The 17028-nt window shown below is 51.0% G+C and carries 13 protein-coding genes; 6 read left to right on the forward strand and 7 right to left on the reverse strand.

Annotated elements, in window-relative coordinates; all coding sequences use genetic code 11:
• Positions 1–322 precede the first annotated feature (322 nt).
• On the forward strand, positions 323–1075 hold the full coding sequence (locus FHS30_RS08390; RefSeq protein ID WP_183910000.1) for a hypothetical protein: 753 nt from the start codon (positions 323–325) through the stop codon (positions 1073–1075).
• A gap of 7 nt (positions 1076–1082) precedes the next feature.
• Here the strand turns inward: FHS30_RS08390 and FHS30_RS08395 are convergent, their stop codons facing one another.
• Complete coding sequence (locus FHS30_RS08395) at positions 1083–1526, reverse strand: hypothetical protein (RefSeq protein ID WP_183910001.1); 444 nt, start codon at positions 1524–1526, stop codon at positions 1083–1085.
• Positions 1527–1668: 142 nt separating this feature from the next.
• Here FHS30_RS08395 and FHS30_RS08400 point away from each other — a divergent pair, with 142 nt between their 5' ends.
• Positions 1669–2112: a universal stress protein gene (locus tag FHS30_RS08400; protein ID WP_183910002.1), complete on the forward strand. Its 444-nt coding sequence runs from the start codon at positions 1669–1671 to the stop codon at positions 2110–2112.
• 1 nt (position 2113) lies between these two features.
• On the opposite strand, the gene FHS30_RS08405 is transcribed toward FHS30_RS08400, so the two are convergent.
• Positions 2114–4021: an ATP-binding cassette domain-containing protein gene (locus FHS30_RS08405; RefSeq protein WP_183910003.1), complete on the reverse strand. Its 1908-nt coding sequence runs from the start codon at positions 4019–4021 to the stop codon at positions 2114–2116.
• A 236-nt stretch (positions 4022–4257) separates the two neighbouring features.
• On the opposite strand from FHS30_RS08405, the gene FHS30_RS08410 reads away from it, so the two are divergent.
• A complete protein-coding gene (locus FHS30_RS08410) occupies positions 4258–6366 on the forward strand; it encodes a transglycosylase SLT domain-containing protein (protein WP_183910004.1) in 2109 nt (702 codons plus the stop codon).
• On the opposite strand, the gene FHS30_RS08415 is transcribed toward FHS30_RS08410, so the two are convergent.
• The gene (locus FHS30_RS08415) at positions 6363–7304 is read right to left on the reverse strand and encodes a chemotaxis protein CheV (RefSeq protein ID WP_183910005.1); all 942 of its coding nucleotides are present in this window, start codon (positions 7302–7304) and stop codon (positions 6363–6365) included. The two genes, FHS30_RS08410 and FHS30_RS08415, sit on opposite strands and share 4 nt — an antisense overlap.
• A 136-nt stretch (positions 7305–7440) precedes the next feature.
• Between FHS30_RS08415 and FHS30_RS08420 the strand changes: the two genes are divergently transcribed.
• On the forward strand, positions 7441–8673 hold the full coding sequence (locus tag FHS30_RS08420; RefSeq protein WP_246341223.1) for an EAL and HDOD domain-containing protein: 1233 nt from the start codon (positions 7441–7443) through the stop codon (positions 8671–8673).
• A 29-nt stretch (positions 8674–8702) separates the two neighbouring features.
• Here FHS30_RS08420 and FHS30_RS08425 read toward each other — a convergent pair whose 3' ends face one another.
• The 3 genes from FHS30_RS08425 to FHS30_RS08435 form a co-directional block, all read right to left on the reverse strand.
• Entirely contained in the window at positions 8703–8981 is a 279-nt protein-coding gene (locus tag FHS30_RS08425; RefSeq protein ID WP_221197209.1) for a glutaredoxin family protein, read from the reverse strand.
• A gap of 221 nt (positions 8982–9202) precedes the next feature.
• A complete protein-coding gene (locus FHS30_RS08430; protein ID WP_183910006.1) occupies positions 9203–10303 on the reverse strand; it encodes a DUF5610 domain-containing protein in 1101 nt (366 codons plus the stop codon).
• A gap of 217 nt (positions 10304–10520) precedes the next feature.
• Positions 10521–11381 (reverse strand): FHA domain-containing protein, encoded by an 861-nt coding sequence (locus FHS30_RS08435; protein WP_183910007.1) that lies wholly within the window; start codon positions 11379–11381, stop codon positions 10521–10523.
• A 222-nt stretch (positions 11382–11603) separates the two neighbouring features.
• On the opposite strand from FHS30_RS08435, the gene FHS30_RS08440 reads away from it, so the two are divergent.
• Together FHS30_RS08440 and FHS30_RS08445 are read left to right on the forward strand one after the other, a co-directional pair.
• Positions 11604–12455: a PP2C family protein-serine/threonine phosphatase gene (locus tag FHS30_RS08440; protein ID WP_183910008.1), complete on the forward strand. Its 852-nt coding sequence runs from the start codon at positions 11604–11606 to the stop codon at positions 12453–12455.
• Positions 12456–12461: 6 nt separating this feature from the next.
• Positions 12462–14858 carry a bifunctional serine/threonine-protein kinase/formylglycine-generating enzyme family protein gene (locus FHS30_RS08445; RefSeq protein ID WP_183910009.1) on the forward strand — a complete coding sequence of 799 codons (2397 nt, stop codon included), beginning with the start codon at positions 12462–12464 and terminating at the stop codon, positions 14856–14858.
• An 80-nt stretch (positions 14859–14938) separates the two neighbouring features.
• On the opposite strand, the gene uvrB is transcribed toward FHS30_RS08445, so the two are convergent.
• A complete protein-coding gene (gene uvrB, locus FHS30_RS08450; protein ID WP_183910010.1) occupies positions 14939–16930 on the reverse strand; it encodes an excinuclease ABC subunit UvrB in 1992 nt (663 codons plus the stop codon).
• Between the last annotated feature and the right edge of the window lie 98 nt (positions 16931–17028).

The raw sequence follows: 17028 nt of genomic DNA on the forward strand, positions 1-17028 counted from the left end.
TTTTAATACAGTCGCTGTATAGCTTGCAAACGCATTAGCACTGCTGCCCCTTTAAGGCTCAGGGTGCGCATATATAAAACCTCAGCGCGAGTGGGTCAAGTGATTACTTTTTAGCACACCTTTGCCGTAAAGCGATTTACTCCACTATTTTCGGTCACAAACTGGATGTCTTACCAGTCGCGCAAAAACAACATAACCCCATGTTTTTATTGAATATTTTAAAAACCACACTAAAGAATAGCTACAAGCAGCCGACACCCAGCTTGCTACACTTAATGGGGCCATAAGTTTTTTTTGCAGCCAATGCGTCGAGGGACAGCGATTGACCAGCCTGATTATATTTTGTGCTATTGCGATTATGTCGCTGCTCGTGGTTAGCATTGCCAATCAGCGGGAGGAGCGGCTGCGCTCGCGTAGAATTCGCATGCAAAAGCTCAAAATGCGTGTTGATGAGCTGGAGACACTGCTAATCCACCTAACCCATTTGCTTGAAAACCCGGATGTCCTTATTCAAATCAACGACGAAATAGTCGACATGTATCAAGCAATGATCGATCTTGATGCGAGCCTGCCCTACCTCGAAGCCGGGCTCAATACAGCGCAACAAAGGGGCAGCCAATTTTCAGCCAACCAACCGCTAACGCCCCGGAGGCTATTGGAAAGTGATGCAAAAATAGCGCTAGCTCAAAAACATTTAACGGAAGCCGCCAGGGTAATCCGCCACCGACAAGCACACGCTAAGATCTCAATGGAAGAAATGCAACTATTGGTGCGAGAACTGAGCTATCAGCATTTAATGGTAGATGCGATCTCGATGATCGGTCAGGGCCATAAACAAATGAATCGGAGCAACCCGCTTTCGGCGCAAGCCTATTACAAAAAAGCGCGCCAACACCTTATTTCGTCTACCCACTCTGACCCACGCCGACACCAAATGATTAAAGAGCTAGCCGAAATGTTGGACGGGAAACGCACTTCGATCAGCGCGACAATAATGGCAGAAACCTATTTAAATCCCGATGCGCAAGATCAACAAACCGACCAACTACTCGACGATATTCTAGACGATGAATAAAAACGATCTACGCACTAGCCACACTTTCGGAAGGCAATTTTGCCGCCATGGCGTTTTGAAACGACGATAGCCACGCCATCAAAAACTCCAACTCAGCCATTGAGCCCCGCTCACTCCAATGCACGCCCAAACCTTCGGGTCCCGCCGAAACCCCCATCACCGTGTTCGGCAACGCTTTTATCTGCTCATTCAGCATATCTGCAAGCTCTGGCGCAGCCTCAGACTCCCAGGACCAAAAATCATTGACATGAATGTCATGGGCATAGTCTTTGCGCACTAACGCCCAGCGCTGACTGCGCAGACCTTTATGTCGCCACGGCATCGCATAGAGCGCCGTGCCCTTTAACGAGGGGTCATGTCCAGAGGCCAATCTAACCCGCAGCCCTTCAGAATTGGCTCGCGCTCGCAGTGTAGCTAGTTTGCGCTGTCCACCACTAGGTCTAAACATCATGACCGGGCCTACAGCCAAGGCGATGACAGCCACTATGATTAGCCAATTACTCCATTCCGACACAATAGTCCCCTTTGTGCTTTTAACGCCGCCATCGGCGCGCTAGTATTATTGAAACGTCTCATCCAGCAGGAGAGCCAACATGAACAATTACCAACAAATTGTCGTTGGGGTAGACCTTTCACCTGAATCCTCTCAGGTTCTCGATCGTGCAACACAACTCAGCAAGCTATGTCAGGCCGAAGTACATCTTGTACACGTACTCGAACCCTTAACCTTTGCTTACGGCGGTGACATCCCCATGGACCTCACCGAAATTCAATCACAACTGCAATCTCAAGCTGAACAGCACCTCCACAAACTGGCAGATCACTTCAACATTGGCAAGCCACACTGCCACTTACTGGTAGGACAACCTGCTGCGGAGTTACACCGCATTGCCGAGGAGCAATCTGCCGATCTCATTATCGTGGGCAGCCACGGCAGACAAGGATTGGCGTTATTGCTAGGGTCCACGGCCAATGGTGTTTTACATGGCGCCAATCGCGATGTTCTGGCAGTACGCGTGGAAGAAGCCAGCGCCTAAGCTACAGGGCGTCCAGTTCCGCCCACCGCTCAAATGCAAGCTCTAAGGCTGCTTCCTTTTCTGCCAGCGCCGTCAATGATTTTTCAGTGACTTCGCGCGGCTGATCGAAGAACGCCGGCGCCGCCATCGCCTCTTGAAGCGATGCGATCTCTGCCTCTAGCACTTCAATTTTTCGAGGAAGCTCAGCTAACTCGCGCTGCAACTTATAACTCAGCTTTTTCCCTTTCGCATCATGTTTAACCGCGCTGTGGGGCTCCGATTCCTGCGTTGTCGCAGCACTCGCGCCACTTCCAGCTTGCGAGTTAGCCGCGTCTCGATGTCGATGCCAGCGGCCTCCTTGACGCAACCAGTCTTCATAACCACCCACGTACTCGCGCACCTGTCCATCGCCTTCAAAAGCAAAGCAACTGGTCACCACATTGTCTAAAAATGCTCGGTCATGACTCACCAAAAGCAATGTGCCTTCATAGTTGGATAGCAGCTCTTCCAACAACTCCAAGGTTTCAACATCGAGGTCATTGGTCGGCTCATCGAGGACTAACAAGTTTGCGGGCTTACTAAAAAGACGGGCCAGCAGCACCCGGTTGCGCTCACCACCAGAAAGCACACGCAAGGGTGTACGTGCACGCTCACCTGTGAATAAAAAGTCAGATAGATAGGAAATAATGTGTTTCCGCTTACCATTCACATCGATAAACTCTCGCCCTTCGGCAATGTTATCTACGGCATTTTTATCGAGATCTAACTGATCACGTAGCTGATCAAAATAAGCAACTGAAAGGTTCGTGCCCAACCGAACGTTACCTTCAGCGGGGACTAGATCCCCTAGGATAATTTTTAACAAGGTACTTTTGCCCGCGCCATTCGGCCCCAAAAATCCTATGCGATCGCCCCGAATTAGCGTGGTAGAGAAGTTCTCGATCAGGCGCTTTTCACCATAGTGCTGCGTTACCCCCGTCAATTCTGCAACCAGTTTTCCACTGTTGTCAGCTTGCTGCAGTTCAAAGTTTGCCTTGCCATGGCGTTCACGGCGCTCTGCGCGTTCCACCCGCAATGCTTTAAGTGCGCGAACTCTGCCTTCATTGCGCGTGCGTCTCGCTTTAATGCCTTGGCGAATCCAGACCTCTTCCTCCGCTAAACGCTTATCAAACAAGGCGTTGTGGCGCTGCTCTTCCGCCATTTGTTGTTCGCGAAAATTCAAAAAACTGTGGTAGTCGCCATCCCAACAGCGGAGATGACCACGATCTAATTCGACAATGTGCGTAGCCAGTTTTTGCACCAAGGCCCGGTCGTGGGTTACAAAAACAACCGCGCCGCGGTATTGAGCAATTTGATTTTCAAGCCACTCGATGGCCTCGATATCCAAATGGTTGGTGGGCTCGTCTAACATCAGCACATCGGGCTCAATAACCAGTGATTTTGCCAGGGCCACACGGCGACGCCAGCCGCCAGACAATGAAGACATCTGCGCATCGGCCGGCAGATCTAAGCGGGTTAGAATAGACTGAACTTTTTGCTCAATGGCCCAGCCATCTACGGCTTCAATCTGGCTTTGCAATTGCCCCAATCGATTCATATTGGGGTCGGACTGACCCGCGAGCTTGTGGTATTGAGCGATCAATTCGCCCTCTTTTTCAAATCCTTGAGATACCACTTCAAAAACCGTCAGCTCATCAGGGTCTGGAAGATCTTGCTCTAAACGGGCAATCTTAAGTCCAGGCTGACGCCACATTTCCCCTTCATCTAGATTTACGTCGCCGGATATCACCTTCATTAGCGTAGATTTTCCCGCGCCGTTGTGGCCCAACAGGCAGACACGTTGGCCGGGTTCAATCACCAGCTGAACCTTATCCAATATCACTTGCAGCCCAAAGTGCAGGGAGGCATTGTCCAATCTAATCAGGGGCATGGTCTAACACTCTCATTTTGAAGGCCCGCATGATACGCATTGAGCCGTAAAACTGCACCCTACTAAGTGGCTGTCCTATACTATGGCAATACCGTATAGCGTGTTATAACTAGCATCCAGCTTAATAACACATTGACCACTCCACATATCCAGCTGACAGCGAATATTGACCACCAGAGGTATTCATGGTCACAAAAGTACAGGCAAATACCAAACTGACTCTAAGCGCACTAGCTATGAGCGGGATTGCCGCAAAGCCAAGCCGGGTTTTCGCTGTATGGGCTGTGACGCTGGCGGGAAGCCTACCGTTTGCCAGTTTCGCTGCACAACCGGTAACAACCCCAATACCGGATGTTCAAACAACCGACACCATTGCGCCCGAGGGGCCCAACTCGGCACTAACGCCCGCTCCGTTCAACACGCTCCCCCGTGAGCAGCAATTGGCATTGCGCAACCAGTATTTGGAACACCTTTCATCGCTGACAAAAAGTAAATCGGTCACCGCTTCTACCCTCCTTCAGTGGCGCTCTGACTTGCAGTCTTATCCTCTACTGCCCTATCTGGAATACCGCCACCTCAGGAAGCGTTTGAACGATTTTCCCTATCGTGAAATAGATGATTTTCTATACACCAACAAAGATACTTATCTGGCCAATAGACTACTGCGTGACTGGCTCTATACGCTTGAACGCAAGCGGCATTGGCACGACTTTCAGAGTTACTACAGTGCAGATCTAGGCGACCAAATACTAACCTGCCATTACTTGCGCGCCCGCTTGCTTACCGGAGACGAAACTGCACTGGAGCAAGTGGGGTCCATTTGGAATCAGGGTCACTCGCTACCTAAAGCCTGCGACCCGCTATTCACGCTTTGGCGCGCAGCGGGCGGTCAAACCGCAGAATTGAGCTGGGAGCGAGCGACCAAGGCCATTGCTAACCGCAAGCTCACATTGACGCGGTACATTACTAAGTATGCTCCTGAAACCATAAAACCCGACTTAAATCGCCTTATCGAAGTCCATCGCAATCCACACAGTCTAAACAAAACCCAAAGGTTCTCTCGTCAAGACCCAAGAACGCAATTCATTATTCTGCACGGCCTGCAGCGACTGGCTCGAAAAGACCCGCAAAAAGCTGCGTTGCTATGGGAGCGATACGACGCACAACAATTATTCCCAGATACCGCGCGTCGCGAGTTGCAAGAATCTCTGGTGGCACAATTAGCGCGAAAGAAGTTCACCAAGGAAGCCACTAAGTTGGCGAATAGCATGCAAGGCTATTCCAACACTGACACTCTGTCGCACCTGCTGCGCAGCGCTTTACGAGAACAAGATTGGCCAGCTATCAGCCGATGGATCCAGGCACTGCCCAGCGATGAGCGCCAATCGCCTCGCTGGCGATACTGGGCCACACGGTCTGCTGAAGCTCAGGGGCATCAACTCCCCCCCTACCCCAATATTGAAAGCAGCTATGCTGCACTCGCGCAAGAACGCAGCTTCTATGGCTTTTTTGCGGCAGACCGTCTGGGCATGAACTACTCCCTTGAAGACGAGCCCTCGCAAGTTCCGTTAGCCGATCAACGACTGGTGCGCAGCCACCCAGCCATACAGCGCGCTAAAGAATTTTTTCACACAGACAATACGTCGCTGGCACGAGCCGAATGGTATTACGCTGCACGTAAGTTTTCAGAGCCACAATTAAGGGCTGCTGGCGCGCTGGCGTACCAATGGGGCTGGCACCGCAAAGGCATTCAAGCCATGATTGAAGCCCGCGCCTGGAATGATTTAACGGTGCGCTTCCCCCTTGCATTTGCCGATCACATGCAGGCCCAAGCCCAAGCACTCTCAATGGATGCCAATTTACTGTTTGCCGTCGCGCGTCAGGAAAGCGCCTTTGCTGAAGACGCTCGAAGCTCCGCCGGCGCACTTGGGCTCATGCAACTCATGCCCGCCACTGCTCGCCAAACTGCAGGCAAAGCAGGCTTGCGCTATCGACAGCTCGACTTACTGAACCCCGCATTTAATATCGCTTTGGGCAGCCGGTATTTACAAGAGATGTTGGGGCGCTATGAAGGAAATCCTGCACTCGCAGCAGCCGCCTATAATGCCGGCCCCCACCGCGTTGACCGCTGGTTGAGCGATGGGCTGGATCAATTGCCCATGGATATCTGGATTGAGACCATACCGTTTAAGGAAACGCGTCACTATGTGCAAAATGTCATGGTGTTTTCGGTGATCTACGCCTACCGCAATGGCACCGACATAGATCAACTTCGCGGAGCCACTAAACTGCCGCCACCCGGCCAGCAAGACACGTCTGCATCCGCGACACCCAAAGCCCCCTAGCGGCTGGCGAAGTGCTCTCTGAGTCGATTTTGCACCAATTCCGCAAGCGAATCGGGTTGAAATTTGGACAAAAATCCATTGCAACCGACTTTTTCAACCATGGCGTTATTAAAACTGCCACTCAGAGACGTATGCAAGACTACATACAAATCTTTTAAACGAGGATCGTTGCGAATTTCATGGGTGAGTCGATAGCCATCCATTTCCGGCATTTCAGCGTCGGTAATCAGCATAAAAATGTGCGAGTAGACATCAACGCCCTCGCTCAGCCAGCGACGTAAAAGTGTTAACGCCTGCAAGCCATCTTGTACACCAATAACCGTTACGCCCAAATGCTTTAACGTGTCTCGCACCTGTCCTAGCGCAGTACTGGAATCATCCGCCATCAGGAGTGTCATGTTGGCGGCCTTTGCCTTGGCGGCAAGCTCTGCGTCCAATACCTCCTGTGACACGCGGGTGTCGTAGGGAATAATGTCGGCCAATACTCGCTCCACATCCAACACTTCAACAATTTGATTGTCGATATGAGTAATTGCCGTCAAAAAGTGGCTGCGCCCAGACCCTGAAGGTGGCGGCAATATAACCTCCCAATTGAGATTTACGATCCGATCAACTGAACGCACTAAAAAACCCTGAATACTGCGGTTGTACTCAGTCACAATCATATTACTGGTAGTTATATCAGGAAGTGGTCTTAAGCCTATTGCGGCACTAAGATCGATCACTGAAATGGTTTGATCGCGCAAATGGGTCACTCCACGCACCGCTGCATGACGATGGGGCATGATGGTAATCGGGGGTATTTGAACCACCTCCTGAATTTTAAAGACGTTCAATGCGTACATCTGCCGGCCAGCAAGCCGAAACAGAAGTAACTCAAGCCGGTTCTCTCCCACCAACTTGGTACGCGCATCGATACTTTCCATCAACTTAGACATAAATCGCCTCCCCCTTGTGCTATCAAGCGTAGACCATGAAAAGTAAAGATTTACCGGCAGGAGGGCCCTGCTACCACTACACTTATCACAGCGTAATACGTTACAACTCATGACAACCTAGGATTTGTCGCGCCCGATGAATAAACACCAACCACTTCTCGCCCGCCAACCTATATTTGATCGGGATATGGCGGTATATGCCTACGAGCTTTTGTGCAGAGACAGCCATGAAAACCGGGCTATTGTGGTTGATGGCGATCAGGCAAGCTCACAGGTCCTATTGCGCGCCTTTACCGATCTCAGCATTGGCGAGGTAGTTGGAGAATACAAAGCTTTCATAAACTTCACCCGCAATCTACTCCTGCGCACGCCGCCGTTTAGCAGAACACAATTGGTGGTCGAAGTGCTGGAAGATCAGATTGTAGACAACCATTTACTCGCATCACTTGGCCAAATTCGCGCACAGGGCTACACCATTGCACTTGATGATTTCACGATCAATTCCAGCAGCTTTAAAATGCTGGAGTACGCTGACATAGTAAAGCTCGATGTACTCGATCTAACGGATGAAGAACTGCGCTACCATGTAGACTATTTGAAGCCTCTCGGCGTCACGCTGCTCGCGGAGAAAATAGAAACCTACGAAATGCTCGAACACTGCAAATCACTTGGTTTCGAACTGTTTCAAGGCTATTTTTTGTCGCGCCCACAGATCATGTCGGGGCGAAAGATCACGGAAAACCGGCAAACGATTCTGCAATTGTTAGCGCAACTGAACGACCCCAGTACCGACATTCAAGCCATCGAACACCTAGTCGCCCAAGACCCTGTACTCAGTTATAAACTGCTTAAACTAATAAATTCCGCAGCATTTCATTTCGTTTGTAAAATCGAATCCTTGCGCCAAGCCATTACTCTCCTGGGGCTCATCCAGGTCCGCAGCTGGATTACATTGCTGTCTATGGCAAGTATTGATGAAAAGCCTCGTGAACTGTGTGTATCGACACTCGTGCGTGCCCGCTTCTGCCAAACCCTTGGCGAAGCGGTAAGCAGTACCAAGCGGGGTGACTCCTATTTTACCGTGGGCTTGCTATCCACCATCGATGCATTTATGGATGCGCCTATAGATGAGCTACTGCAAAAAATTTCCATCAGCGAAACGATTCGCGATGCGCTTTTGTACTACAAAAATGTAGAAGGCAAGGTATTAGAGATCGTCAAACTCTACGAAAAAGCGGACTGGGATAATATCGACTGGGGCTGGCTTGAAGAGCACGGCGTAGAGGCATCGGCACTCAGTCACTTTTACACCGAGAGTTTAGTGTGGGTAACCAGCGCCCTAGAGTCGCTCGTCTTTGATGCAAAATAACTTGGCCTGCACCTCGCCACACCAATAGATCACCCTTCCAACAACGCTATCACCTGCTCGCCATTGAAGGGCCAGTCCAGCTCTTGTTCTCCATATCGCAGTACGGGAATACGCACGCCATAGCGAGCCATTGTGGCCTCCGAATCGGCGATGTCGCACTGCCTTAATTGATAGGGTACCGGGTGTCGAGAGAGCGCGCTGTGAATCACTGCTTCAGCATCATCACACAAATGGCAGCCAGTTGTACCCAGCAGTGTTAATGTCGAAATGGTTTTGCTAGAACTATCAGCCATGATCGGATCAGACATAAAGAGACGGCAACCTAAAGTGGAAATACGCGTAGTGGAAATACGAATAGTGGAAACACGCGGACAGTAAGTTTACCTTGGATACACTCAAAAATCACAAGGGGCGCCTCGCACAGCGAAACACCCCTTTCGGTCAAGGCGATTTTGCTGCGCAACCGGGATTTTGCCTAGCCGCCAGCGAAAACCACCCGCACATCAATCATTGCATGTGCAAGTCGCCTTTAACCTATTAACTTACCCGCTAACGCATCTGTGGTTTCCATAAACAATTTATGCAGATCTGCTTTAGCGCCCTCGGGTTGATTAATAAGCTCACTTTCACTCATGCGCTCAAGTAATGCATAGAGCAACGCCCTTGGCTCCAGAAACTCACGGGCAGATTCCAAGGCTGCCTGCACTTGCTCTGCCATCTGCCCTAAGGGTTGCAATGGGGCATTGAGGCTTGGCTGCCCATAGGTGGTCTGCACTTTCTGCATCAATGTTTGCTTCATATCCAATGCGAAGCCTGAAATTTCATCGGCATCGAAGTTTAACGCCATGGCAGATTCAAAGGCTGCGCCCAGGTCACCGTTGTAAAATTCATCTGCTAAATCATTCACTTGCCCCAACAGATCATTGATAGCGGTGAGCTCATCGGCATTTAAGTCACCTTCAACACGCAATTCAAACGCATTGCCCTGACGAAGGTGGGCGCTCATGCCACTTGCATCAGCTGAATATTTGCCCTTAAAGAAACTCGAAGCACTAATGCTTACTCGGTCGCCCTCTTGGGTGGTGACGCTGAAGTCAAATTGACGACTGGCCTTGATCAGGCCCTGCGTTTCTACAATGGGCGCCGCTACCGCATCAGGTGCCTCTATCTCTGGCGGAGATTCTGGCGATTGCGCCGCCACAATTGCGCTGTCATCAAGTCCGAGCTCTTGAGCAACTGACGCCATACCAGCCAGTACCTTGTCATAAGTGGCACTAATGGCCGCCAACAGGTCATCCGACAACAGGCCTGAATCCGATAGAATTTGTTTAGCTTCGTTGAACCCCTGTAAAAACCCCTCTAAACCAGCATCTAAGCGACTCTGCAGCTTTTCGGTACTCATACCAGCAGCAGCGTCAGCATGCAGACGATTTTCGATAAAAAGGAGAATATTACCGGCCGCACGATCTGGGGTCATTGCCCTATCGCCCGCGCTGGGCATGGGCTCGCCCTTTGCGACACCCTGCGCTTGAGGCTGCAGCACCGCTTTTGAACGTCCAGTTTGCGTAGCATCGGGGGCTAAATTAGAGCCAGCAAACTGTGACATCGCGGGGTTTAGTGGGGACAACATAGAGACCTCCAATCTGGGAAAATTAACCAGCTTGGGGGGGGTATCGGCCGACAGGCCCAGAACTTAAGCAACAAATAGTTGTAAGCGACTGACTCGCTTAGAGCGCGAGCGCGCCAATATAGACGCCTGACGCGTCAAACGCGTCTGGCGCACATCCTTGAAATAAGCCCGACAAGGGCTTGAACAGACTAACTGCGCCTTAGCCTTAGCCACAGCCTTAGAAATTGAGATGGCCCGCCTGCCAAGCCCAATAAACTAGCCCAGCTAACATCAGCACCCCTATGCTCAATCCCGTGAACGCTGAGGATCGAGGCGCATCTTCTGTTGTAACGGGTGCTGCCATGGCCGCTTTCACCTGTTCGCGACTTGGCTCTAGGGGCCGTTTTCCGGCGGTGCGTTTTGTGACACCTTGCTGTGGCTTTTGTTTTGGCATGGTCCGAATACTGGTTTTATTCATGTCATCGGACGGTCCAACCACACCAAAACCCAAGGTATCAAACCGCAATTCATCACCACGTTTTACCCGTGCCTCAGTCACTTGCACACCATTGAGAAACGTGCCGTTTGCTGAGCCCAGATCTTTGACGTACAGCAGGCCTTCTTTGACCGTCAATTGCGCGTGGCGACGTGATAAATGCGCGGCGGCTAGCACAATGTCACAATCGCTTGCGCGCCCGACTATGGTTTCAGGTGCGATGGTAAAGACTTTGTTCGCGAGCGCCGTGTGATTGGCCTTTAACGACCAGCCGGTTGCCTCAGTTCGAACGAGCGTCGGCGCGGCCTTAGGTTCCTGCTTGGGATCCACAACCTGCAACTGCACTTTGCCCAAGGTCAACACATCGTTTACCGTTAAAGGTGCCGATTTTGTGACCATGTTCTCATTCACTCGCACAGGTTGCTCTGGCGCAAGCACTTTTAGCGTTAGCTCTTCGTGATCAACGAGAATTTCTGCATGTAGCTCGGCGACGCTAGTGTCATCAACTACCATGTCATTCTTTTGGCCACTTCCAATTGTGACCTTTGGCTCCACCAGCCACACCGCATTATGCTTATTGTTCTTAAAGCGGAGTTTCAACATGTTTGAGTTCCCCAATACACTCTCGAACCCTACTACAGGTCCTTTCTGTAATGGATAATGCCGTAAAAGCCCGAAGTCTTTCAATAGGTTAGCTAAAAATGACTTTACCGTTTACATTTAGCAGGTAAACTGTGGTGCGTATTGAATTGGTTTCAGCGCAGCGCTGTTAACTCTCATCGCCAGACACCGACAATAAAAGCAATCCACTGAGCAGGACGGCAAATGCCACCACTCAATTACAGTGCGGCCACCGATAAAGGCCTCTCGCGAGATAACAACGAAGACACCTACTATGCGGGTCCGGATGTTGGTGTCTGGGTGGTTGCCGATGGCATGGGCGGTCATGAAGCGGGTGAAGTCGCCAGCGCCATTGTACGCGATAGCATCAAGCAGCAAATCCAAAGTCAATCAAGCTTAAGCCAAGCCATCGAAAATTCCCACAAAGCCATTTTAGAGGCCGTTAAGCACGGTGTCGGCGCGCCGGGAATGGGCAGTACTGTGGTGGCACTAAGAAGCCGTCAAACAGAATACGAAGTTGCTTGGGTTGGCGACAGTCGAGCCTACCTGTGGACATTTAAACCTGACGGCGGCAGCCTAGAGCAACTGACACTCGACCACTCTTACGTGCAGATGCTGGTTGATACCGGAGCCATCAGCGCATCAGATAAAAACCAGCACCCAGATCGAAACGTCATCACACAGTGCTTAGGTTCGCAAGAGCTAAAAAACGTGCGCGTTGATCAAGTCCACGGCGTGTGGGAAAAAGACCAGTGGATCATACTTTGCTCAGACGGACTCACCGATGAACTGTCCGACGAAATCATCGCACGTATATTATGTGAATCGCGCTCGCCTAAGGACGCAGTGGCTAAATTATTGCAGGCAGCACTAGACAGCGGCGGTAGTGACAACATCACCATTCAGGTGGTGGAATCACCACTGACAAAGCGTCACTTTTATATGGCCATTACGGATTGGCTACCGGAATTGACAGGGAACTCGAGTCTGGACTTTTCACTTTACAGCCTCGCACTCGCCTCATTTGGGCTGCTTTGCTATTGGTTGCTTGGCTAATACAATATGCAAATCCCCGGTTATCGTATCATTCGCAAGATCAATCAAGGCGGCATGTCCACCGTCTATCTTGCCATTCAATTGAGTGTTGGCCGAGAAGTCGCACTCAAAGTTATGTCACCCGCCTTAAATGCAGACCCGATATTTAGTGAACGTTTTCAACGCGAAGCTAATATTGTCGGGCAATTGTCACATCCAAACATCGTATCAATTTACGATATTGGGCGATTTAAAAATCTCAATTACATTGCAATGGATTACCTGCCTGGCGGCTCGGTGCACGACAAGATGGCCACGGGGCTAAGCACGTCAGAAATTTTGCGCATCATGCGCGAAATGGCCCTCGCTTTGGACCTTGCACACGAAAAAGGCTACATCCATCGCGATATAAAACCAGAGAACATCTTATTTCGAGAAAACAGCTCGGCAGTGTTATCTGATTTTGGGGTGGCAAAAACAGTCAGCAGCTCATCGCAAATGACCAATGCCGGCATGGTTGTAGGCACCCCCCATTACATGAGCCCCGAGCAAGCGCGCGGAAAGGCCATCGATGGGCGATCTGACATTTATAGCTTGGGCATTGTATTTTATGAAATGCTCACCGGCACCGTGCCATTTAAAGCCGAAGAAGCTGTTGCCATAGCTATTAAACACTTAACCGCACCGATCCCAAAACTGCCGCCACAATATTCACTCTACCAAAAGCTGCTAAACCGCCTGTTGGCAAAAGACCCCAATGACCGTTTCCAGCGTGGGCGCGAAATTGCTGACGCCATAGAAGAACTCGATGCGACCCTGAGTGGCAGTCGCCCACGCTACATGTCAAACACTGAACCGTCAGCAATGCATATTGCGACGCTATTTAAAGCGCTAATACTGACCAGCTATGTCGCCATAACCGTCCAACTGAAGGCTCTTATAAAAGAGATATTTAGCTGGCGCTGGACGCCCAAGCGCGGTTTTTATCGCCGCCCCGACATTACCATCACAGAAGTTAAAACCACACCCGACACTGGCGAAAATGACCGTTCCACTGTGGTGTCTACGCGCATTCAAAAAGCAGCTTTTTATCAGGCCGCTGCTCGACCGAAATTCAGTATTGCGCGCGTGCTATCAATCACAACCGTTATTAGCATCCTGTGGTTCACATTTTCAGTTGCACTCGCACGCTTTGAATTACCGGCCGAAACACGCTTTCCCGATTGGCTGGCTAACGCCGCACAATTTAGCGCTGCATTAGTCGATGAAAAAGCCAAGGCTGTTCTGCCTTTGCCAGCATCTGACACACCCCAGCCCATTTTGCGCACTCCGCGCAATGAGCTAACCGTAGCTACGGGTAGCAATGAAGGCGCTAACGACGATGCAGCAATAATATCTTCCGAGCCTCAAGCGCTGGCACAAGTCGCCGCAGGCATTAACGGCAGCGAAGTGACAAACACGACTCCACCGCCACCCCAGACCTACCCACTGACGATAATCGCTGAACCTGAAGATGCGCGCATACGCATTCTCAATATTCGCGACCGCTACCGACACGGCATAGAACTGCCCGCTGGACGCTACCGCGTTGAAGTGACAGCCAAGGATTATCACAGCTACGAAGAATGGGTTCAGATAGACGACGACGCCGTAACCCAGGAAGTTACGCTGCGCAAAATGATTCAACCCGGCAGTGTATTTAAAAATGAATTGGCCAACGGTGACTTGGGCCCAGAAATGGTAATTATTGGGCCTGGCCGGTTTGAAATGGGAGACAAGAGCGCAGGCATTACCATGCCAGTACGCAGCGTCACCATCTCAGAAGCCTTTGCAATTAGCCGCTTTGAAATTACTTTTGCAGATTACGAAAAATACCTAAAGGCAAAAAACCTTGGCCAGGCCGACGACAATCGCTGGGGACGCGGTGCGAGACCCGCAATCAACGTGAGCTGGCAAGACGCGCAAAATTACGTGCGCTGGCTGTCAGATTCCACCGGCAAGCGCTATCGTCTGCCGACCGAAGCTGAATGGGAATACGTAGCTCGTGCAGGCACAGAGAGCAGCTATTGGTGGCCAGATAACGCAAAGGGCAAAGCGAATTGCCGCATGGGCTGCGACAGCGACTTCTCGGGCCTATTCATCACCAGAACTGCGCCAGTGGGCACCTACTCTGCCAATCCGTTCGGGGTCTATGATACCTCCGGTAACGTGGCTGAATGGGTGGAGGACTGCTTTCAAAATCACTACCTATCAGCACCGCGTGACGGCACCGCGGTGGTGGTATCTGACTGCTCGAGGCGGTCGGTGCGTGGCGGCTCCATGAAATCGTCCGCCGAGGAAATCACCAACTTTGCGCGCGAAGGTAGAATCCCCAGCAAACGCTACAGCGACGTTGGCTTTCGCGTATTGGTAGAACTCTATTGAGCTAATTCAGTATACGTTCACCAATACCGATATCGTCTGCCAATTATCGTTACCATCTGAGTGACAATTAAACCGCTTTATTAAACGGCTTTCTGCTTTAACTGACTGATCTGATCGCGCACTTGAGCTGCGCGCTCAAACTCCAGATCCTTGGCGTGCTGGAACATTTGCGCTTCCAATTTTGCAATCTGCGTCCACACGTCGCCCTCGGGCAGCTCGATGTCATATCGCCCCTTCCCGACCGCGACTTTTTGCCGTTTCTTTTTACCTGGCGCGTGACCCGCCTCCAGAATATCCGCAACAGATTTTTTCACGCCCACGGGCGTAATACCATGTCGCGCATTGTGCTCTACTTGCTTATTGCGTCGGCGTTCAGTTTCGCCCATCGCTCGCTCCATGGAGCCGGTAATGCGATCGGCATACAAAATGGCCCTACCGTTCAAATTCCGCGCAGCACGACCAATGGTTTGAATGAGTGATCGCTCCGATCGCAAAAACCCCTCTTTATCGGCATCCATAATGAGAACCAAAGAGACTTCGGGCATATCGAGGCCTTCACGCAATAAATTAATGCCCACCAATACATCGAATTCACCCAGCCGTAGATCACGAATAATTTCTACGCGCTCCACTGTATCAATATCCGAATGCAGGTAACGCACGCGCACGCCATGTTCGGCTAAGTATTCGGTCAAATCTTCAGCCATGCGCTTTGTAAGCACTGTGATGAGTACGCGCTCATCGATACTGGCGCGCGCACGAATTTCCGACAGCGCATCATCGACTTGCGTTTGCGCAGACCGGACTTCAACCTCGGGATCAACTAAGCCTGTGGGTCGGACAACTTGTTCTACCACCTGCCCGGCATGCGCTTTTTCGTAGTCACCCGGGGTTGCAGAGACAAATATCATCTGAGGCGCCAAACGTTCCCACTCGTCAAAGCGCATGGGGCGATTATCGAGCGCCGAGGGCAAGCGAAAACCGTATTCGACCAGCGTTTCCTTGCGCGAACGGTCACCGCGATACATTCCACCAATCTGTGGAATACCCACGTGGGATTCATCGATGACCAGTAGCGCCTCGGCCGGCAGGTAGTCAAACAGCGTGGGTGGCGCCGCGCCGGGCTCTCGGCCCGACAGATAGCGCGAGTAGTTTTCAATACCATTGCAATAGCCCAGCTCAACCATCATCTCGATGTCATAGCGGGTGCGCTGCTCCAACCGCTCGGCCGCCACCAGCTGGTTAGTGTCACGCAAATGTGTCAGGCGCTCCGCCAAATCCACCTTAATTTGCTCTACCGCTTCGAGTACCCGCTCGCGCGGGGTCACATAGTGAGATTTAGGATAGATCGTAAATCGTGGGACTTTGCGTATGGTTGCGCCTGTGAGCGGATCGAAAAGTGATATTTGCTCAATTTCATCATCAAATAATTCGACACGCACTGCATCGGCATCGGAATCAGCGGGATATATATCAATAATCTCGCCACGCACTCGATAGGTAGCGCGGTGAAAGTCCATATCATTGCGCGTGTATTGCAATTCCGCTAGCCGGCGCAATAACGTTCGCTGATCAATGCGATCGCCACGCACCAAATGAATAACCATTTTCAAGTAGGCTTCTGGATCGCCCAATCCATATATGGCAGAAACGGTTGCCACCACTATGGCATCTTTACGCTCCATAAGCGCCTTAGTGGCTGACAGGCGCATTTGCTCGATGTGCTCGTTGATAGACGCATCTTTTTCAATGAAGGTGTCAGAGGAAGGCACATAGGCTTCAGGCTGATAGTAGTCGTAGTAAGAGACGAAGTATTCGACCGCGTTATCGGGGAAAAACTCTTTGAACTCACCATACAACTGGGCCGCCAAGGTTTTGTTCGGCGCCATGACCATGGTGGGCCGCTGCATTTGCGCTATAACATTGGCGATGGTGAAGGTTTTACCGGAACCCGTGACACCCAGTAAGGTCTGATGTGCCAAGCCCGCATTCAAACCGGTTACGAGTGACGCAATGGCCGTTGGCTGATCACCAGCGGGTTGAAATTTGCTCTTTACAACAAAGGGCTTCATAAACAGATCCGGAATTGCTAATAGCGCGAAAGTTTAACAAACCCGCGACGGGCATCCCAGCATGGGCGCCTTGAGATTTACAGTCCTTTTACGCATGA

This window comes from Simiduia aestuariiviva (genome assembly GCF_014192475.1).
Classification (GTDB): Bacteria; Pseudomonadota; Gammaproteobacteria; order Pseudomonadales; family Cellvibrionaceae; genus Simiduia; species Simiduia aestuariiviva.